Annotated in this window: 15 protein-coding genes and 1 pseudogene; 5 read left to right on the top strand and 11 right to left on the bottom strand. The window is 67.8% G+C overall.

Going from position 1 to position 20,428, the window contains the following annotated elements; all coding sequences use genetic code 11:
* Positions 1-86: 86 nt before the first annotated feature.
* Positions 87-668: a hypothetical protein gene (locus ACFZDI_RS25570; RefSeq protein ID WP_391253501.1), complete on the bottom strand. Its 582-nt coding sequence runs from the start codon at positions 666-668 to the stop codon at positions 87-89.
* Between the two features lie 190 nt (positions 669-858).
* Here ACFZDI_RS25570 and ACFZDI_RS25565 point away from each other — a divergent pair, with 190 nt between their 5' ends.
* From ACFZDI_RS25565 to ACFZDI_RS25555, 3 genes and pseudogenes are all read left to right on the top strand, one after another.
* Positions 859-1,053, top strand: a complete 195-nt coding sequence (locus ACFZDI_RS25565; protein ID WP_361122959.1) for a hypothetical protein — start codon at positions 859-861, stop codon at positions 1,051-1,053.
* A gap of 275 nt (positions 1,054-1,328) precedes the next feature.
* Positions 1,329-2,089, top strand: a pseudogene (locus ACFZDI_RS25560) (hypothetical protein).
* Between the two features lie 58 nt (positions 2,090-2,147).
* The gene (locus ACFZDI_RS25555) at positions 2,148-2,534 is read left to right on the top strand and encodes a TraR/DksA C4-type zinc finger protein (RefSeq protein WP_391253889.1); all 387 of its coding nucleotides are present in this window, start codon (positions 2,148-2,150) and stop codon (positions 2,532-2,534) included.
* A gap of 374 nt (positions 2,535-2,908) precedes the next feature.
* Here the strand turns inward: ACFZDI_RS25555 and ACFZDI_RS25550 are convergent, their stop codons facing one another.
* Entirely contained in the window at positions 2,909-4,141 is a 1,233-nt protein-coding gene (locus ACFZDI_RS25550) for a hypothetical protein (protein WP_391253499.1), read from the bottom strand.
* A 395-nt stretch (positions 4,142-4,536) separates the two neighbouring features.
* On the opposite strand from ACFZDI_RS25550, the gene ACFZDI_RS25545 reads away from it, so the two are divergent.
* Entirely contained in the window at positions 4,537-6,210 is a 1,674-nt protein-coding gene (locus ACFZDI_RS25545; RefSeq protein WP_391253497.1) for a DUF262 domain-containing protein, read from the top strand.
* A gap of 4 nt (positions 6,211-6,214) precedes the next feature.
* Here the strand turns inward: ACFZDI_RS25545 and ACFZDI_RS25540 are convergent, their stop codons facing one another.
* The 4 genes from ACFZDI_RS25540 to ACFZDI_RS25525 all read right to left on the bottom strand — a co-directional run bounded on the left by ACFZDI_RS25540 (position 6,215) and on the right by ACFZDI_RS25525 (position 10,094).
* Positions 6,215-7,657, bottom strand: coding sequence for a hypothetical protein (locus ACFZDI_RS25540; RefSeq protein WP_391253495.1), 1,443 nt, complete (start codon positions 7,655-7,657; stop codon positions 6,215-6,217).
* Between the two features lie 145 nt (positions 7,658-7,802).
* A complete protein-coding gene (locus ACFZDI_RS25535; protein WP_391253493.1) occupies positions 7,803-9,389 on the bottom strand; it encodes a protein kinase in 1,587 nt (528 codons plus the stop codon).
* A gap of 250 nt (positions 9,390-9,639) precedes the next feature.
* Entirely contained in the window at positions 9,640-9,765 is a 126-nt protein-coding gene (locus tag ACFZDI_RS25530) for a hypothetical protein (protein ID WP_391253491.1), read from the bottom strand.
* Between the two features lie 134 nt (positions 9,766-9,899).
* Positions 9,900-10,094 (bottom strand): hypothetical protein, encoded by a 195-nt coding sequence (locus ACFZDI_RS25525; protein WP_391253489.1) that lies wholly within the window; start codon positions 10,092-10,094, stop codon positions 9,900-9,902.
* 267 nt (positions 10,095-10,361) lie between these two features.
* On the opposite strand from ACFZDI_RS25525, the gene ACFZDI_RS25520 reads away from it, so the two are divergent.
* The gene (locus tag ACFZDI_RS25520; protein WP_391253487.1) at positions 10,362-10,625 is read left to right on the top strand and encodes a GntR family transcriptional regulator; all 264 of its coding nucleotides are present in this window, start codon (positions 10,362-10,364) and stop codon (positions 10,623-10,625) included.
* 101 nt (positions 10,626-10,726) lie between these two features.
* Here ACFZDI_RS25520 and ACFZDI_RS25515 read toward each other — a convergent pair whose 3' ends face one another.
* From ACFZDI_RS25515 to ACFZDI_RS25495, 5 genes are all read right to left on the bottom strand, one after another.
* Positions 10,727-11,395: an EcsC family protein gene (locus ACFZDI_RS25515; RefSeq protein WP_391253486.1), complete on the bottom strand. Its 669-nt coding sequence runs from the start codon at positions 11,393-11,395 to the stop codon at positions 10,727-10,729.
* A 99-nt stretch (positions 11,396-11,494) separates the two neighbouring features.
* Entirely contained in the window at positions 11,495-14,692 is a 3,198-nt protein-coding gene (locus tag ACFZDI_RS25510) for a type I restriction endonuclease (protein ID WP_391253484.1), read from the bottom strand.
* A 2-nt stretch (positions 14,693-14,694) separates the two neighbouring features.
* The gene (locus ACFZDI_RS25505) at positions 14,695-16,023 is read right to left on the bottom strand and encodes a restriction endonuclease subunit S (protein WP_391253482.1); all 1,329 of its coding nucleotides are present in this window, start codon (positions 16,021-16,023) and stop codon (positions 14,695-14,697) included.
* Positions 16,020-18,029, bottom strand: a complete 2,010-nt coding sequence (locus ACFZDI_RS25500; RefSeq protein ID WP_391253480.1) for an N-6 DNA methylase — start codon at positions 18,027-18,029, stop codon at positions 16,020-16,022. Before ACFZDI_RS25500 ends, ACFZDI_RS25505 begins: the two co-directional genes overlap by 4 nt.
* 90 nt (positions 18,030-18,119) lie before the next feature.
* Complete coding sequence (locus ACFZDI_RS25495) at positions 18,120-20,339, bottom strand: N-6 DNA methylase (protein ID WP_391253478.1); 2,220 nt, start codon at positions 20,337-20,339, stop codon at positions 18,120-18,122.
* Between the last annotated feature and the right edge of the window lie 89 nt (positions 20,340-20,428).

The raw sequence follows: 20,428 nt of genomic DNA, 5'->3' as shown, positions 1-20,428 counted from the left end.
GACGACGAAGGACCACCCTGGGAGGAATCCTTCCCGAGCCGGCCCTTCTCTCTGTGCCCCGGCAGGAACCCGACCCAGGAGGCCGCTCAGTCCAGGAAGTAGGACCAGAAGGGGATCGTGGCGTACTGATGGCCTTCGGGTGTCGGCACCGAGTGACCGAACTCGTGGTGGAAGTAGTCGACCAGATCGGTGCCGTAATAAATGATGTCCGTCTGGTGCATGGACAACACAGGCGTACCGGTGCGATCTGGGTCGGCCAGCAGGTACCGGTGCGAGTAGATCGGCACCATCACAGGGACCTTGGCCAAGTACGTGCGTGCCACTTCCACGGCATCCTGAGTGCCCGCCGGCCGCGGTTCCCAGTCCGGATGCCAGAAAGCGTTGTGCTCCACGTCGAACAGCATTCCGTCCACGGGCCAGGCCAACCGCTCCGCCAGGTCCTCCGGGTCGCCGTCCCGCCAATCGGGCCAACTACGGCTCCCCGTGGGCAGCCCTGCGCTCAGCAGCGTTCGGTGCTCCGGCGCAAAACGGAACCCCCAGCGCTCCTCGACGTGATCAAGTTCCCCCTCGTTCATGCCTCGCTTCACCTCGACGCGGGCAGAGAGCATGGCAAGCAACGCCTGGGCATCCTCGGGGGTCAGGCGGTTCTCGGGGCTGATCGGAGACATGCGTGGACGGTAGACCACCTTGGGGACGGCAGGCAGGGGGGATATTGCCGGGACCTCAGCTTGGGAAGCCGTGAGGACCGGCTTGGGGACATGATCCGCAAAAGCGAATGAAACGCCCGCCCACACGAAGGGGGCACGCCCGGTCTCCGGCGAGACGGTCGGACTTGTAGGGTCCAGCTGAGGGGGAGAGATGGCTGATCGCGGCTGGTACGACGACAGTGACTACCACGAAGCAGTGCAGCGGGCGGAACGAGCGACACGGTTCGGTTGGTCAGCGATCGCCTGCACCACGGGCGCGCTCGGCTGTGTGCTGATCACCGTCGCCGTTCTCTGTGTAGTTGCGGTCGTCGCGTGCCTCTTCGTCGTGGTGTCAAGCCATTACTGAGTGACTGCCAAGCACGGACACGGTGCCATGGTCGAGTGGCGACAGTTGTGGGCGATCAGGACGACGACCCAGGTGCGCACGCGACCACGGCCCGGGACCGCCACGTGCCCGGACATCCGCAAGGGTGAGCACGCCTGGCCGGTGGTGTGCGCCACGAGCGACCGGGGCACTCGCGGGTGCACCCACCGTGCGGGGCGCCCCGCAGGAACCCAGGCCGTCACGGCTCGACGGCTGCGTGGCACCCGGCCGCCCGCATCCCTCCTGCGAGGCCTCCGATGAGCCGTCTCTTCTCGCCGCTCACCCTCCGCGGCACGACCTTCCCAAACCGGGCCTGGGTGGCCCCCATGTGCCAGTACAGCTCGGTCGACGGCTGTCCGCAGGACTGGCATCTGGTCCACCTTGGATCCCTGGCGCTCGGCGGGTCCGGCCTGGTCATGCAGGAGGCCACGGCAGGGAACCTGAGGGCCGGATCACCCCTTCCGACGCCGGCATCTGGGATGACGGGCAGGCCGCCGCGGACATGCCGGGCCGCAAGGCGTCGACGGCACCGCCCTGGGAGGGTGACGTGTACGTCGAACCGGAGGCGGGAGGATGGCAGACGGTCGCACCGTCACCGCTGCCATTCGGCGACTGGCCGGCCCCGCGGGAGCTCGGCGCGGACGACATCCGCGCTCGGGTCCGGGCCTTCGGCGAGGCCGCCGCGCGGGCGCTGTCCGGCGGCTTCGAGGTCCTGGAGATCCACGCCGCGCACGGCTATCTGCCGCACCAGTTCCTGCCACCGCTGTCCAACCAACACAGCTACCAGGTGCCCTTCGCCCGAACCGTCCGCGAGGGCGCGGCCTGCCCGTCTCCGCGGTCGGCCTGATCACCGCACCGGAGCAGGCCGACCAGATCCTCGTGGACCGCTCGGCCGACGCGATCATGCTCGCGGGAACTGCTGCGCAACCCGACCTGGCCGCTCCACGTGGCCCACGTGCTCGGTGACGACGTCCCGTGGCCGAAGCAGTACCAGCGTGGCCGCCCACGTCATCGCTGAAGCCGTCGTCGCCCGCGCACCCGGGAATTCGCCGCAAGACAATGAGGTTTCCTCCGATATGAGCGATGAATCCACCAATGCCAACTTCGCCGCGCCCCAGGGCGAGTCGATGCGCGCGCTGCTCGCGGCCGACCGTGTCGGCACGCTGCACCAAATATCCGCCCTCAGCCGTGAGTACGACGGGATCGTCGAGGCGAACGCACTGGTGGCCATTGACGACGAGCACGACCCGGAGGGCGCGAGCACGGCCTTCGAGCGGGCGCACGTCGCCGCCCTGCTGTCCCAGGCGCGCGAGCATCTGAACGATCTCGATCGCGCCCTGGAACGGTTGGAGAGAGGCGACTACGGGCGCTGTGAGCAATGCGGTGAGCCGATCCCGACGGAGCGCCTCGAAGTTCGCCCGGCGGCGAAAACCTGCGTGCGCTGCGCGTCCGTAGCTCGCTGAAGGGTGCACAGTCGAGGACGCGACATATCGTCCTGACCCAACTCGGCGTGCGGGTAGATGCCGAGTGCCTCCGTCGGCGGCCGTTCATCGTCTGACCTTCACCCGGCCTGATCAGGAGAAGACACGGCCTGGCTCATCGGAGGCGGTGGAGGAGTGCTCCCGGGAGCGTCGGGGGAGACACCCGAACAGCGGTAGCGACAGTAAATGGCCACAACAGCTGATCTGTGAAGGGCCGGGGCGTGCCCTCTCTCGCCCACCCGGCTCGTGAGCTCGGCGTGTACGTCGACTATGAAGGTCATTGCACGTGCGAGCCCAGCTGTCCACGACTGAGTTAGCTGGGCAAAGCGCGAAGGGCATATCCCAGGGTAGGACTCTCACTGGTCACGCTGGGCCTGGACCACACGACGCCGTAGTGTCTTCAGGGATACTTCGTCGCCGCAGACCGGGTCTCTCGTACGCCAGAAGTCCCACCCGTCGGTGGACAAGGTCGACTCCGGGGTATTGCGGCCTCTGACGCGGAGCTTGACCGCTCGCCCGGCAGCCGACAGCGAGGGGTAAACCTTCTCCTGGTAGCGGATCTGGCCAGTGGTCAAGACGGTCGCGGTGTGTCGTTGCCCCATATAGTCACCGTGCAAGGTCGCCCCAGGGGTCACCCTGCCGGCGGCCATCATTTCCTCGAAGCCCACATTCCTCTCATCCTCGCTGACTGCAATCTTTCGCGATCTCGTCAAAGGTGATTGCCTCGACGCTCGGGATTTGGGGATGGAGGATTCGGCAGAGGAGGGTTCGGCTGATCGAGGTGTGGGGACCGGTGCCCCCGGAGGCGTGGAGATCGTTGAAGCGACCCCGGCCGGGGGGAAGTCAAAGGTGGCGCGTACCCGTTGCAGGCTCGCCCGGAGGTCCGCATGGGGCAACTTCGGCACGCGTTTGGCGAGCAGAGCGATGAGTTCTCTGGGCGGTTCACCGGAGGCGAACAAGTTATTGAGGGCGAGGTTGACCTCGCGGTCAACGAAGAAGCTGCGCCACAACTCCTGGATGCGGTTGTCGCGCATGTTGTCCTTGCTGAGCAAGGACAACAGCTCGAAGGCAGCGTCGACGTCGTCAGCGATCCGCACGGTGCGGAAGAGCTTGTGCTCGACCGGAACCGGAGCATGAGCGTTGTACACGCGCCATTCCGCCCCGTTGGTCAGCGCAACCCATTCCACACCTGCGACTGCTGCGTAGCTGATCGTCTGGTTCGCCCAGCGCGGGTCGTCGAGGTTCTCCCCGATCGCCTTCGCTTCGATGAACAGCCGGGGCATGCGCATGAGGATCAGTGCGTAGTCGACGGGGTTGTCGGTCGTCCGCCGTCGGTACTCGCGGTGCACCTCCTCGGGGTCCAGCACGTCCCAGCCCAGGGCGGCGATCACTGGTTCGATGAGGCCGGCTTTCGTGTTCTGCTCACCCACCCGGAGTCCGAGGCTGCGATAACGGACCAGCCGATCAACGCACTGCTTCAGTGTGTCCAATAGGTCGTCCATGCGCTGCTCCCCGTCCTCACGCCCATGCAACACCTTCGGCAGCCTAGTGCCGTGACCGGCAAGGTTCATGGGGGCTGGCGTCGTCACCCGGCCCAGTTTGGCGCGGCAGTGCGCGACCTGAACACGGCAGGAGCGCGCCTTTTGGCTGGTGGGCCCGGCGGTGCGGGGAAAGTGTCGGCGAGCGTCGACCTGAGCGTGACGCCGCCCCATTCGGCGATGCGCCTGTAACCCGTACTGGGCCCGAGCCACGACCCTCCTCACCGTCGTTCCCGTCGGCGGCCAGGCCCATCATCTCCTCACATAGGGAGCTTGGGCGGATCTCGGACCAGTTGACGTAGTCGCACTCAAGTGACAGTGAGGTAGCCGAGCCTCAGCCCTTGTGGTGTCCGTGACGGCACTGTGCCCGGGACAGGACCCACAAGCATCATTTGGCTTGCGGGATTCTTGGGACACGGTGTCAGTGGCCCGTACATCCTTGGGGCATGCAGCAACTAGAGGCGCAGGAAGTCTCCCTGCACAAGGTTTTCAGCAGCGACTACGACTTCCGGATCCCGGACTACCAGCGGCCCTACGCCTGGGACGTCGAGCAGGCCGTTCAGCTGCTCACCGACTTGGAGGAGTCGCTGGACAGGGGGACGGACGAGCCGTACTTCCTCGGCTCCATCGTCCTCGTCAAGGCCAAGGGCAACGCGCCCGCTGAGGTCATTGACGGTCAGCAGCGCCTCACCACCCTGACCATCCTGCTCGCCCTCCTTCGCGACCTGACGGAGGACTCCGACCTCCGCAGCGATCTCGACAGACTGGTCACGGAGCCCGGCAACAAGGTCCGTCGGCTCGATCCCAAGCCCAGGCTCACGCTGCGCTTCCGAGACGCCGGCTTCTTCCAGAAGTACGTTCAGACGAAGGGAGCCACCGAGGCACTGCGGACCCTGAAGGAAGAGACGCTGCCGACGGACGCACAGAAGGCCGTTCTGCGCAACGCCAGGGCGCTGTACGCGATTCTCACCGACTGGTCAGAGGATCGTCGGCTGGATCTCGTGCAGATGCTGGGTGATCGCACCTTCCTGGTCGTCGTCAGCACCCCTGACCTGGACAGCGCGCACCGCATCTTCAGCGTGATGAACTCCCGCGGCATGGACCTCTCGCCCACGGACATCTTCAAGTCGCACATCATCGGTGCTCTGGACGAGAAGGCCTCGGAGGAGTGCGCACGCAAGTGGGAAGACGCCGAGGAGGCTCTGGGGCGAGACGACTTCGCCGACCTCTTCCTTCACCTGCGCATGGTGTTCGCCATGAAGCGGGCGGAGCGGGAACTGCTCAAAGAGTTTCCCGAGCAGGTGCTCAGCCACTATCTGCCCGGCAAAGCCGAGTCGTTCGTCAATGACGTCGTCGTGCCGTACGCGGACGCCTACGTGCAGATCCGTGACGCCAGCTACGCGGCGGTCGCTGGAGCGGAGCAGGTCAACGCCTGGTTCAAACGCCTCCAGCAGATCGACAACAACGACTGGCGCCCCGCGGCCCTGTGGGCGCTGCGCAACCATGGTGACGACCCGGCCTGGCTCGACGCATTCTTCGGCGCACTGGAACGGCTGGCCGCCAGCATGTTCATCCGCCGCGTCTACACCACTCCCCGCGTCACGCGTTACGCGGACCTCTTGCGCGAACTCAATGCCGGCAAGGGCATGGATGCGACGTCCTTCGCCCTGACGGACTCGGAGAAGGCCGAGACTCTCGCGCGCTTGGACGGTGACATATACCTCGTTACCAAGACCCGTAAGTACGTGCTGCTGCGGCTGGACGAGATGCTGGCCGGGAAGCCCGGCGTCTCGTACGACCACACTCTGATCACTGTCGAGCACGTGCTGCCGCAGAACCCGAAGCAGCGATCGCAGTGGCTGCGGCACTTCACCGACGAGCAGCGCAGCCAGTGGACGCACCGGTTGGGCAACCTCGTTCTGCTCAACCGGACGAAAAATGCCTATGCCCAGAACTACGACTTCACCGAGAAGAAGGCCAAGTACTTCACTGGCAGGCACGGCGTCTCCACGTTCGCCCTGACCAGCCAGGTGCTGCAGCATCAGGAGTGGAAGCCGGAACTGCTGCAGAAGCGGCAGCAGCGGCTCCTGGGGCTGCTGGCCGACGAGTGGGATCTGTAGGCAGTCAGCGACGGCAGCCTGCGGGGCTACGTGCCGTGTGGGCTGCAAGCTTGTCCGGAAGCCCGGCTCGGGAGATGGCGGACAAGCCGGCGATGAGCTCTGCGGACCAGTGGGGGTGCGCGTGCAGGTCGTCGGGGAAGTGTATGAACGTCTGGTTGCCTTGGACGAGCAAGCGCCCGGAGAAGCTCGTGGCTGACGCCGCACTTCCCTGAAAGACCGTCAGCTCCCAGTCGATGGGGTCAGGAGTGTCCCCAGCGGTCCTGCACAGGGCAAACTGGGACCCAGGCGTTGCCTTGAAGGCGAAGTATCCATCCTCTGCGGTGGAGCGGAAGAGACTCTCCCGCTTCTGCCGGGGACCAACTCCGCGGATCAGCAGCGGGTGCCAGTCTGCGTCGGCGCCTACCGCGGAGAGGTCTGCGGCCAGGCGCTTGCGAAGCTCCCGGTGGCGGAACGCGATGCCCACCAGTTGTTCGACAGCGTCGTCCGCCACCCGGCGGGCGTACGGCCAACCGCTTTCCCACTGGTCGCGAAGCGCGGCATCGACCCAGGACTGAAGCAGGCCGTCCAGCGGCCCGGCAGGGTGATTGCGTTCCGCTTCCTGCACGGCAAGGCGGACGACACCGGGAACGTTGTCGGCGCGATCCTTCTCCTGCTGCCACTCGAATGCGGACGGATCGTCCACCTCCTGGTGTGCGTTCTCCATCTCCAGCAGCTTGATCAGCAGCTTCCTGCGTCCGCCAGTGCCGACGGACATTCCGCGCAGCGCGTCCACCACCGCGTCGTCAGCGCACCACGCCCCCTCGTCGAGCAGCCACTCCGCCGCTTCGACGCGCACCTCGGCCGGCTGATCCTGGTCGGCGGCGACCCAGCGGGCGGTGCCGTAGGCGTGGTCGTCGTCCACCCCGCAGGCCCCCGTCGCGAGGTTTGCGATGTTGATGTCGGAAGCCAGGCGCTTAACAGCCTCGTAGCCCTTTCGCCCCTCCTTGTTGATCAGCTCACCGATGGCCGGCCAACGGAGGTCGTCCTGCAGGTCTGAGGAGGCAACGAGGTGCTGGAGAGCGGCGACGTATTCATGCTGTTGTTCGTCCTCGGTCAGCTTCGGCTGCGCGGGGCCTGAGTACTGGTCCGACACCCAGTAAACACGCTGCATCTCACGCCAGGGGTTCGAGTTATTGATCACCCACCATGCCGCGGTCGCTGCGCTTCCGCCTCTGCTCAGCAGATGGCCGAGTGCCTCTGCGCGGTACTCGACGTTGTCCACGGTGCCGAGATCAGTGTCTGCGATCAGGGCCAGAAGCGCGGGGATTCCGCGGTCAGGATCCGTGTCAGCCAGTTTTGCCGCCTCCAGGACGCGTTGCGCGTCCTCGCCCTCCTCCTCTTCCTCCCAGTCCCATTCGTCTTCCGCGAGGTCGTCATTTTCGTCGTCGTCTCGTGCGACATCCGACACGGCTGGGTCCTTTCGGCGAAGTGGTGTGTACTGCTCATCGTGGCGGTCGAAGCCCGGTCCGGAGGTTGCCGGCAGCGATGCGGCGCGGCTTCGAACTCGCCGCGCGCAGCATGGGTTCGGTCGATGCTGCTTCTGAAGGACAGGGTCAGGAAGCCGAATCGTCGAGGTCGAGGTGGATCACGGCGAGTGCGTCGGCGATCTCGACGGTCATCTCGTCGTCGGGGCCGAACACCATGCACATGTCCTGGTGGAGCGGTTCGAGGACCTGCCGCGCCTCGGCGGTCCGGCCCTGGGCGAGCAGCAGCATCCCGATGTTGTGCCGCAGTTCCACGGCTTCCTCGCTCACGTCGCTGTCGACGGCCCGCACGACGTTCAGCACACCCTGGAGCGCGGCCAGCGCGTCGGTGACCTGGCCGAGCTCGGCGCGGCACCGGGCCGCCTGGGCGCGGCAGGCGCGGGCCTGCTCGCCAGTGGGCCCGGCGATACGGGCGTAGGCGTCGGCGAGGGCGTCGAACTCGGGCAGGGCGGCCCGGTAGTCGCCGCCGAGGAGGCGGATCGCCGCCCGCTGGCGGCGCAGCGCCAGGACCTGCTTGCTCTCGGAGCCGAGGGCGAGGGCGGCGGGTTCGACGACCTCGCCGAGCACCTCGGCGGCCTGCGCGAACCGCTGCTCCTCCAGCAGGGCGTCGGAATGCGCGTACGCCTCCTTGATGTCCTCACGCAGCCGGGCGGGGACGGGCACCGGCGGGGCCCCCGGGAGGACGGCCGTCGGCGCCGGACCGCCGGGCGCCGGGGCCTGGGCGCGGGCGCGGGGCGCGAACGGGCGACGGAACACGCCCGTGGGGTCGGGCGCGCCGGCCGGCCCCGTATCCGCCGTGCCCGGCTCCTGACCCGGCGGCGGGAGGAACGGCAGCAGCCGCGCGTACACCTCCTGCGTGTCGGCGGGCCGCGCCTCGGGCGCCTTGCGCAGCAGGTGCAGGACCAGCTCCTCCAGCGCCTCGGGGACGTCGGGCCGCAGCTGTCGCAGCGGGGTGGGGGCGGCGTTGACGTGCTGGTACATCAGCAGGTACTCGCTCTCCGCCGCGAACACGAGCCGCCCGCTGAGGAGTTCGTGCAGCACACAGCCGAGCGCATACAGGTCGGTCTGCGGGGTGATGCGTCCGCCACGGACCTGCTCGGGCGACATGTACTGGTGGGTGCCGATGGGGCTGCCGGTGGCGGTCAGCTTGGTCACATCGGTCCGCAGCATCGCCGCGATGCCGAAGTCGAGGACCTTCACGGTGCCGTCGCGGGCGACGAGGATGTTGCCCGGTTTGAGGTCCCGGTGGATCACCGGCACGTCGTGCGCGTACGACAGCACGGTCGCGACCTGCGCGGCGACGGCGGCCGCCCAGCTGACCGGCAGTGGCCGGTCGGGGTCGAGGTAGGCGGACAGCGGTACGCCGTCGACGAGCTCCATCACCAGGAACAGCCGCTCGTACGACGCGTCGAGCACCGCGTCGTACACCTGCGGCACACCGGGGTGCTGGATGCGGGCGGTGATGCGGGCCTCGCGACGGAAGCGCTTGGCGAACTCCTCGGCCAGCTGCGGGGAGGTGACCGAGGCCTGCCGGATGAGCTTCACGGCGACGGGCCGGTCGAGCACGGCGTCGTAGCCGCGCCACACGTCGCCCATGCCGCCGTGGCTGAGCTCCTCCAGGAGTTCGTAACGGTCGGAGATCGCCTCCTGCGGCACCTTGCCCCCGGTGTGCGTGATGAACAGTCACGGTCAGGGGTCAAGTGTGACCGCTGCGTCAGGATGCCGTCCAGGGTTCGCGGTGCGACGTGGACATGGGCCCGGCGGTGGACGACGGGCAGGAGGGGGCGGCGGCCGGCCTCCCGCCGCAGGACCGGCTCGTGCTGCGGTCGGTGGATGGTGGGTGCCCAGGAGGAACCCCGGGCACCCACGGCACCACCGGCCCTGCGGCCGACTTGCCTCTACGCCGTCACTGCCTGTCCGCCGCCATGATGCCCACGCATTCTTCGAGCGCGGCGTGCAACGGCGATACGAAGGCGGCGAGCTCCGCGTCCGACGCCTTCCCCACCTCCAGCACTGCGCCGACGACCGTCACCAGGACAGCGGCGGCCTTCAGCGCGTGCGCGTCGGCCAGCTCCTCAAGACGGCCGCCGGGGTGCGTGACCGCCAGGACCTACTTGCCGGTGTCCGGGTCGAGGCCGAGACTGCGCAGACGCGGCGTACTCGTGCTCATGCGGCGACCTCCCACGGAACCGGAACGTAGTCCTGCCCCAGTGTCGCCAGGACCGCAGCCCGGCGCCGCTCCCGCTGAAGGCGGCGCCGGTCATGTTCGTCCCGCTCGCGTTCCCATTCGACGACGTACGGCCGGACCAGGGGCATGCCGTCGGCGGTGATGAGGTCCGCCGGGTGCGGACACGTGATCACGGGCGGGGATTCCGGAGCGGGCGGACAGGAGATGCGGGGTAGTGGTAGCGGCGCTGCGGCGCGATGGGCACCCAGGGCGGGCAGGAACAGGGCCAGAATCGCGGCCAGTAGGCTGCGCATAGGTCGACTCCCAATCAGTCGGCTGAGGCCCCGGTAGGGAAGTAGCCGCTTCCCGTCGGGGCCGCTCTGTGTTGCGAACTACAATAGCGTGGATAACCGTAGATAACTGCGGATGCGCGGAATGCCGTGGTCACCCACGCTGACGTCATGGACCTTGACCGCACACGCCCCCTGTGGCGGCAGATCGCAGCGGAGATCATCCGGCGCATCAAGGACGGCACGTATCCGCCGGGAAGTCGTGTGCCCTCCACCCTGGAAATCGCCCAAGAGTTCGGCGTGGTGAATGCGACAGCGGCGAAGGCGATGCGGCATGTGCGGGAGCAGGGGTGGACGCGGGGCGAGGTCGGGCTGGGGACTTTCGTAGCAGACCCCCTGCCGCCCTCTCCCGAAACCCCCGCCCCCTCCGCATAGCCGAGCTCGGTCGCGTTCAGCTGCCCGGTGTGCCTTCCGGCGGCCACACGTGGGCGCCGTTCTCCACCTGAGTCGGTGGTCATGGACCTGATGCGGCACTGCTACTTCACATCTTTGGCCAGGACGGCGACGGCAACCCTGCCCACCACCCTCGTCAGTACGTAGTTGGTCGAGCTGCTGAAAGCGACGCCCACGCCGGCCGGAATCGCCTTGGCCATCGCCTTCTGGGTGAAGGTGATGGACACCCGCTTGAACAACTGCTTGATGGTGACCAGGGCGGGCCCTGTGAGGTACTGGTAGACCAGCTTCTGGGCGATCTTCTGTACCGCCGCTTTGCCGCCCTTCGCCGCCATCTGTTCCGCCGAACCCGCCAGGGCGATGGTGAAGGCGAGGTGCTTCTTGTCCTCGGTGCTCAGCTCGGTCTCGAACACCTCGACCAGGCACATGCACATGTCGACCTGCAGCTTGAGCGCCACGGCGACGTCGGTGGCACCACCGCCCAGGATCGCGACCGCGGTCCCGACCCCCGGAACCACGCTAGGGGCGGCGGTGACGGCTCCAGCTGCTGCCGACATCTTGGAGTACCGGCCTATGATCTTGGCCGCGATCCGCCGCTTGTCCTCCAGGCTCTCGGGCTTCCGCTCGTTCTTGTCCTCGAAGGTCGCACGGTAACCGTCCACGACCTTGGCGGCCGCTACGGGTGTCATGACCATCGTCTCGACGGCCTTCTGGAGCCGAGATCCTTCGGGCTCGTCCACTGCGTTGCTCATTTACCCCTCCCCATTTGTTGCACCTCGTGCCGAGGGCAACCCGTACTTCCGGCTGTACTGGCGACGTCCTCGAAGGACGCCCCGGCCGGGGCGTACACGTCAGATGTCGTCGTCCAGCCCCTCCTCGCGGCGGATCATCCTCCAGGCCGCCTTGCGGGCGCTGCGGTCCAGGCTGGACTTGAAGCCCTTGTCGGGGCCGAAGTACTGGCGGCCCATTCCCGCGATGGTGTCGATGTGGTCGGCCATCTTGTCCGCGAAGACGTTGTCGAAGACGAGGCCGAAGTTCTCCTCGTCGTTGACGACTGCCGCCGCCCGCACCTTCGGGTCGGCCTTGGCCTCCTCGAACGGGCGGATGACGTCCTGCTCGGTGAACTCGGTGCCGAACCGTTCGTTGAACTTCTCGATCAACTCGGAGAGCAGCGACTTCTCCGCCTCCTTCGCGCCGCCCGAGCCGTCGCCGAAGCCCGGCATCGTCGCCGGCCCCTCGGGGCTGAGGGAGACGTCGTACTCGCCGGTCTTCTCCACCCGCAGATGGCTGAGGTCGACCTCGCCTATGTCCACGCCGCCATCCGCGCGGCGCGGCAGTCGGTTGAGGAGATAGCGACCGTAGAGGTGCAGCCGTTCCAGCTCGGCGTCCCGGTAGGGGACGATCTGCGCGAGGAAGCCGTACTTCCTGACGTAGTCGTTGAGGTCGGCGCGGAAGCCCTCCGCCGTCTCCTGGTCGTCCTCGTCGTCGCTGTCCTGCAGAGCGGTGAAGCGGGCGACGGCGGGGGAGAGCAGCCGGTACAGCTCGGCGTGCAGCTTCTCCCACTTGGACTGCGAGCCCGCCGCCTTGTCCTTGGCGGCGAAGTACGCGGCGGCGAACTCGTCCATTTCCTGCCCGGACAGGATCGCCGCCTGCATGACCCGGCTCTGTGCGGTGTAGAGCAGGTTGGGGTCGGAGGGGAGGGTGTTCGCCTCCTCGAAGTACGGGCGGAAGGACTCCTGGATGTCCTCGGCGTCGTTGACGAAGTCGAGGACCGCCAGGTCGGCCTGGGTCTTGCGCTCGGCGGTGCGGTTCAGCCGGGACAGCGTCTGCACGGCGGAGATTCCGGTCAGTGACTTGTTGACGTACATCGTCGTGAGGAGCGGCTGGTCGAAGCCGGTCTGGTACTTCTCCGCCACGACCAGGATCTTGTACTCGCGCTGGCCCGCACCGCCGGCCCGGAGGGCCTTGTCGTCGGCACGCGTGTAAGCGAACGCCTTCGGCAGCGCGCTCTCCGACAGCCCGCCGTTCTCCTTCGGCTCGGTGGTCTCTTCGCCGTCGATGGTGAGCGATCCGGAGAAGGCTACGAGGACACCCAGGTCGGGGTACTTGGTGTCGTAGTCCCGGTCCTTGATGTAGCTCTTGATCGCGCGCGCCATCTGCACGGCGGACTGCCGGGAGGCCGTCACCACCATGGACTTGGCCCGCCCGCCGAGACGGCCCCGGCTGTGCGCCACGAAGTGCTCCACGATCACCTGGGCGTGCTGGGCGACCGTCGAGTCATGAGTGAGGGCGTACCGGGCGAGCAGGGAGTTCGCCTTCGACGGGTCGACCTCCCGCTCGTCGGGGTTCTGGTTCACCAGCTTCCAGTACGTGTTGTACGTGACGTAGTTGCGCAGCGGGTCGAGGATGAAGCCCTCCTCGATCGCCTGCCGCATGGAGTACGTGTGGAAGGGCCGGTAGCTTGCCTTGCCGTCGATGTCCTGGAGCGTGCCGAAGAGTTCGAGGGTCTTGGCCTTCGGCGTGGCCGTGAACGCGAAGTAGGAGAGGTTCGCGGCGCGAGAACGCTGCTCGGCCCGCTTCTTGAGCTGCTCGTCGAGGGTGGCGCCTTCGGCCTTGACCGTGGTCGCGCCCGCTTCGTCCGAGTCGGAGTCCAGTCCGAGGTCACGCAGGGCGGACCGTACGGCGGTGGCGGCGTCGCCGGACTGCGAGGAGTGCGCCTCGTCCACGATGATCGCGAAGTGGCCGCCCTGGATCTCGGTGGGGTTGCGCTGGAGGTAGTCGAGCAGCGCCGGGAACGAGTGCAGGGTGACCGTGACGATCTTCCCGGTGTCGCGGGAGAGGGCCTTGGCGAGTTGCTCGCCCTTCGCCCCGTGCTTCTCGTCGATCTTCACGACGAGGCCTGCGGTCTGCTCGAAGTTGCCGACCGTTTCCCGAAGTTGCGCGTCCAGGTTGCGCCGGTCGGTGATGACCATGACCTTGTCGAAGACCGGCACGCCCGGCTTGAGGCCCTTAGCTATGGCCTCGGCGTCGAGTTCTCGGGGGTCGGTGGGGGTGTGCAGGTCGCTGAGGCGGTGCGCGAGCCAGCCGATGGTGTTCGACTTGCCCGAGCCGGCCGAGGCCATGACCAGGTAGTCGTGTCCGGCGCCGTGGGTGGCGGCGTGCGCGGTGAGCTTTTTGACCACGTCCCACTGGTGGAACCTGGGGAAGATCATCGTCTTGGTGGTGCCGCCGCCGGGCGTCTTGCTCTTGTGTAGGTGCACGAAGCGCTGGAGCAGGTCCAGCCAGTTGTCCGGCTGCCAGACCTGCTCCCAGAGGTACGAGGTTGCGTACGTGCCGTAGGCGGTGGGGTTGGGGTTGCCTGCGCCGCCCGGCTGACCCGGGCCGTTGGAGCCGGTGTTGAAGGGCAGGAAGCGGGTGTTCTTGCCCTTGAGCTGGGTGGCGACGAAGACCAGGTCCGGGTCCACGGCGAAGTTCGCGACGACCCGACGCGTGAAGATCAGCTCGGTGGGGTCGCGGTCCGTGCGGTACTGCTCCTTGGCCTGCTCCACCCCCTGCTTGGTCAACGGGTTCTTCAACTCGGCCGTGGCGAACGGGATTCCGTTGAGGAAGAGGGCGAGGTCGAGCCGGTTGCCCCAGTCGGCCTGCTTCGTCGCGTACTCGAGTTCGCGGACGACGGTGAGGCGGTTGGCCCGGTAGCCGTCCAGCACGGAGTCGTGGGCGACGAGGTTCGGCTTGAAGTACGCGACGCGGAGGAGGACGCCCCGGTCCTTGACGCCGTTGCGGAGAACGTCGAGGAGGCCGTTGGTGGCGATGGCCTGGTCGAGCCGACTGGCGAACCCGCGCTGAGCCTCGTTCGGATCTCCGCCGTAGACCGTGAGCAGCTCGCTCCACTCGTCGGGCTGGGTCGCCCCGATGAAGGTGAACAGTTCGTTGGTGTCCAGACCGAGATCGGCCCGGTAGTCCTGCGGGCGAGCTTCGCGCCAGCCCCGCTCGACCATGGCGGCGACGATGGCGTCACCGAAGGCGGACTCCGTGTGGATGGGGCTCATGGCTACGCGGTGACTCCGTCCGTTACGTTGCGCCCGCTGGCCGTCGAGACGTCGAACTGGCCGGTTACGGCGGCGGTGATGAGGGCTTGGCGGCGTTCGGCGAGCAGGTCCACCTGTCGATCGATGGAAGCCTTGATGCGATGCAACGTCTTCTGATGCTGCACCACTCGGTCTGCAATCGTGGTCTGAACGTTCCTTGGCGCGGTCGGCACTCGGACCGCAGCCACCTGGCTCTCGCCGATTGAGGGGACGGGGCCTGGATTGACCAGTTGCCCCATGTCCAAGAGGGACAAAAGAGCTCCCCAGTAATGTGGGGCACCGTCGGTGAAAGTGATCGCACGTACATTGTCATCCACGACCGATGGACGTGTGGTGATCCGGCGGCGATTGAGCAGCAGGGCGGCGCCGACGCGAGCGTACAGGACTGATCCCGGCGGGACGATTCGGGCTCCGAGCTGTCGAGCGGTCTCACGCGAGATCCAGTTCTCGGCTGTGTCGAGATTCCCCACCTCATCAGCGAGCTGGAAGTCTCCTACCTTGATGAAAGGAAAGTCCCCCTCACGCAGTCCCTGATATTCGTGGGGGAAGGTGGTGCCCATGGTGAAGCGCGAAATTCGGCCAATCGTGGGAGCACTCCACCTGCGCGGCACGGGGCCCAGCCAAGTGGTTTCCCGAGTTTCGTTTTCGACCGCCGAACGGTCCATGAATTGCTCGTACAGAAATGCTTCATAACGCGCGCGCCACAGGCGTGATTGCTCGCGTCGGAGTTCAGTCATGCGGTCGATGCGGGCGGTCTCCGTATCGAGGAAGTCGGCGATGCGGCGCTGCTCCTCCAGCGGGGGCAACGGGACTGGCGTGTCGCCGAGCCGATCCCGGTTAAGTTCGATCTGGTTTGTTGCCCCTACTACGAGAGCTGCGTATACGTACTCCTGGAACGGCCTTGACCTGAGCCAGTAATAGGAGAATCGGGCATCCAATTCGTCGGGCTTTGCCCGCGCAATCGTGACATGGCTGTCCGCCATGCATGGGAGCCCGTCCGGCGAATCGGTGAAGTACCCGACGCGGCCCAGAGTGCCTGTGCCCGTTGAGTTGATTAGCACATCGTTCTGGCGCAAGTGGCCCTTGAGATTCTTCGGGTTTCCGCTGAAGTCATGGAAGCGAGTGCGCGACCAGTCGAGACCGCTTGCTTGGTTCGATGCCTGACTGATGGCCCGTACGGGTCCGACATCCACGTAGTCCGGAGCAGACCCGCGATTCAACATTGATGTCACGTGCTTTAGCGGAGCGGCAGACCAAGAGTTGGGAAGGGTAATGCCCAGTACGGTGCTCATTCCGTCACCTCACCCAACAGCGCCTGAATCTCCGCCTCCAGCGACTTCAACTCCGCGTCGATCTCCGACAACGGCCTCGGCGGCTTGTACACGTAGAAATGCCGCGTGAACGGGATCTCGTAGCCGATCTTCGTCTTCGTGTGGTCGATCCACGCGTCCGGCACGTGCGGCAGCACCTCGCGCTTGAGGTACTCCTCGACGTCCACGCCCAGCGGAACGTTCTCGTAGTCCCGCAGATCCGCATCCGGCTCAGCCGCACCCTTGACCTTCTGGACCTCGCCCTCCGGGTCCCGTACCCCGACAGCCTCCCGTACCGCCTTCGCGAACGGCGTCCCCGCCGGCCACGTAAGCCCGGCCGCGACCACCGCGTCCTTGAGCGCGATGAACGCCTCGGACTTCGTCGTCCAAGACGAGCCGAGCAGCGTACGCACCGCCGCGACGAACTCCTCGCTCCACTCCAGCTTCGCCACCGGCTTGGCCTCCGCCAGCGCCGCCAACGTCTCCTCAGTCACCTCGAAGCGCAACTTCAGCGGGCGTTCGACAGTGATGCGCTGGTAGCCGAAGTCCTCGTTGGCGAAGACCTTCACCTTGCCGTGCAGCGGGTGCTCGGGGTCCTTGGCAACCTGGACGGCCTCCGCGTACAGCCGCGTGATGTCCCCGATGTGGTCGGGGCGGCCATTCGTCCCGTCACCCAGCTCCTTGCGCTTGTCGCCGAGCGACTTGCGCATCTTCACCCACTGGTCGCGCGCGTCCAGCAGCACGACCTTGCCCTTGTGGTCCTTGTCCTTGCGGTTCGTCAGGATCCAGAAGTACGTCGAGATGCCCGTGTTGTAGAAGAGCTGGTCCGGGAGGGCGACGATCGCCTCCAGCCAGTCGTTCTCCAGGATCCAGCGGCGGATGTTGGACTCGCCGGACTCGGCCGCGCCCGTGAACAGTGGGGAGCCGTTGAAGACGATGGCGATGCGGGAGCCGCCCCCGCCGTTGATGTCCACCGGCTTCATCTTCGAGATCATGTGCTGGAGGAAGAGCAGCGAGCCGTCGTTGATGCGGGGCAGCCCCGCGCCGAAGCGGCCGGCGTCGCCGAGCGACTTGTGCTCGTACTCGACCTCCTCCTTGACCTTCTTCCACTCCACACCGAACGGCGGGTTGGCGAGGATGTAGTCGAACTTGCGGCGGGCGTGGCCGTCGTCGGAGAAGGAGTTGCCGAAGCGGATGTTCTCCGGGTCCTGGCCCTTGATCATGAGGTCGGACCGGCAGATCGCCCAGGACTCGGGGTTGAGCTCCTGCCCGTACACCTCGACCGTCGCGTCCGGGTTGAGGGCCTTGATGCGGTCGTCGGCGGCGCTGAGCATGCCGCCCGTGCCGCAGGCGGGGTCCATGACCGTGCGGACGACACCCGGCACGGTGAGGGCGTCCGCGTCGGGCGCGACCAGCAGGTTGACCATCAGCTTGATGACCTCGCGCGGGGTGAAGTGCTCACCCGCGGTCTCGTTCGACTGCTCGGCGAAGCGCCGGATCAACTCCTCGAAGATGTAACCCATGTTGTGGTTGGGCACGACGTCGGGATGCAGGTCGAGGTCGGTGAACCTGCCGATGACCCGGTAGAGCAGGTTCGCGCCGTCGAGCTTCCTGACCTGCTGGTTGAACTCGTACTTGTCGAGGACCTCGCGGGCGTTGTCGGAGAAGGCGCCGACGTAGATCTGGAGGTTCTTCGCCGCGTTCTGCGGGTCGGCAGCGATCTTCCGCAGCGTGAGGTCGCTCTTGTTGTAGAAGGAGTGGCCCGAGGCTTTGCGCAGGAAGTGGCCGGCGTCGATGTCCTGGCCCGCGAACCTGGCGACGGTCTCGACGACCTTGTCGCGCGTCGGCTCAAGGACGCACTCCAGGCGGCGCAGCACCGTGAACGGCAGGATGACCTTGCCGTAGTCGGACTGCTTGTAGTCGCCGCGCAGGAGATCGGCGACGGACCAGGCGTGGTTCGCCAACTCCGTGTGCTTACTGCTGTTCAAGAGGTCCCGGCTTCCTTCCGAAGAGCGCCGTCCGGGCGGGGGACGGCAGGGATCCAGTGTGGCCGTACGCGGTGGGACGCGTGGGGCGTTTCAGACAGAACGGCTGTCCGGGCTGCCCGACGTATCCGGGCTGCCCGGGGTGTCCGGTGGCAGGAGGACGCCGGCAGTGAGGCCGGTGGTCAGCATGGCCCCGGTGTCGGCGGCCAGGTCGGCGGTTCGGCGGACGGCCGCGCGCAGCTCGTACACGCGGCGGAACGCCGCCCCGTAGCGCCGCTGTTCCTCCAGCGGCAGTAGCGGTACGCGCAGGCGGCCCGGTGTGACGTGCACGAGGGTGGAGCCGGTGGACGCGGAGGCGATGTTGTCGTCGGCGCCGAGGAACCCGGCCAGGAACCACGGGTCGAGGCGGGCCGGGTCCGGGCGCAGGAGATGGACGTGCTGGCCGAGCAGGGCTCCGGCGTCCCGGTCGTCCGCGACCCGGGTCATCGCGGACTCGTTGCCGCCGCTCGCGACGGCGCGTACCAGGACGTCCCCGGTGGCGACGGGCTGTGCGGCGTCGGCGCGGAGGTCCGCCCCGCCGGACGGGGGGTTTCCTGTGGAGATGTCCTGGGCGGTGAGGACCGGCCGGTCGACGGCGGGGGCGGCGGAGTCCTTGGAGCCGCGGGTGCCGGGCGGCGCCGCCCGCAGCACGGTCAGGGCCCCGCCGCGCGCCAGGTCGGAGACGGTCGCCGTACGCCACTCGCGGGCCGAGGCCCCGGACGGCTGCCAGCGGCCGGACGCGGAGGCGGCTGCCAGGGCGGCGATCTGCTCCGCCAGTTGGTCGTGCAGGTCGTGGACGCGCCGGGCCAGGGCCGCCGGGTCGAGGTCGGCCGCGGTCGCCCGGACATGGCGGGCCGGGGTGACGTCGACGACGTCGTCGAGGAGGTCGACGAGCGGCACCGCGCGGGCGACGCCGGGCTCGTCGGCGTAGGTGTCGGGGGCGGTGGTGAACGCGGCCCACTGGTCGAGGACCCGCTCCGATAGCCGCTCCCAGTCGAAGGTGGCGGCGGAGGCCGAAGAGGCGGAAGCGGAAGGGCCGGACCGGCGGGAGCGCGAGCCGCCGCGGGAGCCGGCACCCGCCGTCGCCGTACCGGTGGCGGACGACGTGCCCGTAGCACCGTCCCGCTGCTCGCCCTCCCCGTCGACGAACAGCACCGTCGTACGGTCCGTGCCGCCCGGATCGGGGCGTTGGAACACCCAGATCTGCAGGCCGATGTGGAGCGGATACGCGGCACGCGCCGGAAGGGAGACGACTGCGCGCAGGGCCCCGCCGCGGATGAGTTCCGCGCGGACGCGGCGGCCGGAGGAGCGGAAGGCCAGCGCGGGCGGCAGGAGCATGACCGCGTGGCCGCCGGGCTCCAGGTGTGAGAGGGCGTGTTGCACCCACGCCAGTTCGGACTCGAAGCGCGGCGGGACCCCGTACGCCCACCTCGGGTCGTAGGCCAGCTCGTCGTGACCCCAGTCGCGGTCGGCGAACGGCGGGTTGCACAGGACGGCGTCCACGGTGACGTCGGGGAAGGCGTCGGCGCGCAGGCTGTCGCCGACGCGGATCGCCGTCTCGGCCTCAGGTGCGGCGATCAGCAGCCGGACCGCGGTGCGTTGACCCTGGACGGGGAGCGAATCCTGCCCGAACAGCTCCCGCGCGCCCTGCCGTGCGGCTGCGGCGAGGAGCGTTCCGCTGCCGCAGGCGGGGTCGAGGACGCGAGACGCGCCGGCGGGCAGGAGTCGTGCCATGAGCCGGGCCAGGCCCTCCGGGGTCTGGTAGACGCCGGAGGCGGCGCCCTCGTCCAGTTCGCGTTCGGCGAGGACGTCGAGGGCGGCATGGGCCCCCGCCTCACGGACGCAGCCCAGCAGCGCGCGGACCGCGCCCGCGTCGTCCGGGCCGTAGTGGACCGGCTCGGCCTCGGGCACGGTGCCCGGGAGCTCGCCCGCGGCCTTCTCCGCTCGGGCGAGCAGTTGGTCGTCGGGCACGGCGGCGAGTTCGGCCAGCTCGTCCGGCGTGCGGCGGGACGCGGCAGCCACTAGGGGGAACAGTCGCGCGGCCACACCCGAGCCGGGTCCCAGCAGTCGTAGCGCCGTACGCAGCTCCTCGGTCGGGGAGGCGGCGGAGGTGTGACCGCGTCCACGCAGCCATGCCTGGACGGCCGACAGGTCGTAGAGCGGGCTGGCCTCCGTGCCTGCGCTGGGGGCCGGGAAGTCGTCGTGGCGGCGGCGCCAGTTGCTGACGGTGGCGCGTGTGACCCCTGCGATGCGAGAGATCTCGGCGGCTGTCACGTGTGCGGAGGGCGCCGGTCGGGCTGGTGGCTGCTGGGGCATGGCGTGGAGTTCCGCACCTCTCGGGCCAGTCGGACAGGGACGGTAAC

Source organism: Streptomyces sp. NPDC007907 (assembly GCF_042959365.1).
GTDB classification, from domain to species: domain Bacteria; phylum Actinomycetota; class Actinomycetes; order Streptomycetales; family Streptomycetaceae; genus Streptomyces; species Streptomyces indiaensis.
This window is presented reverse-complemented; position numbering and strand designations above follow the sequence as displayed.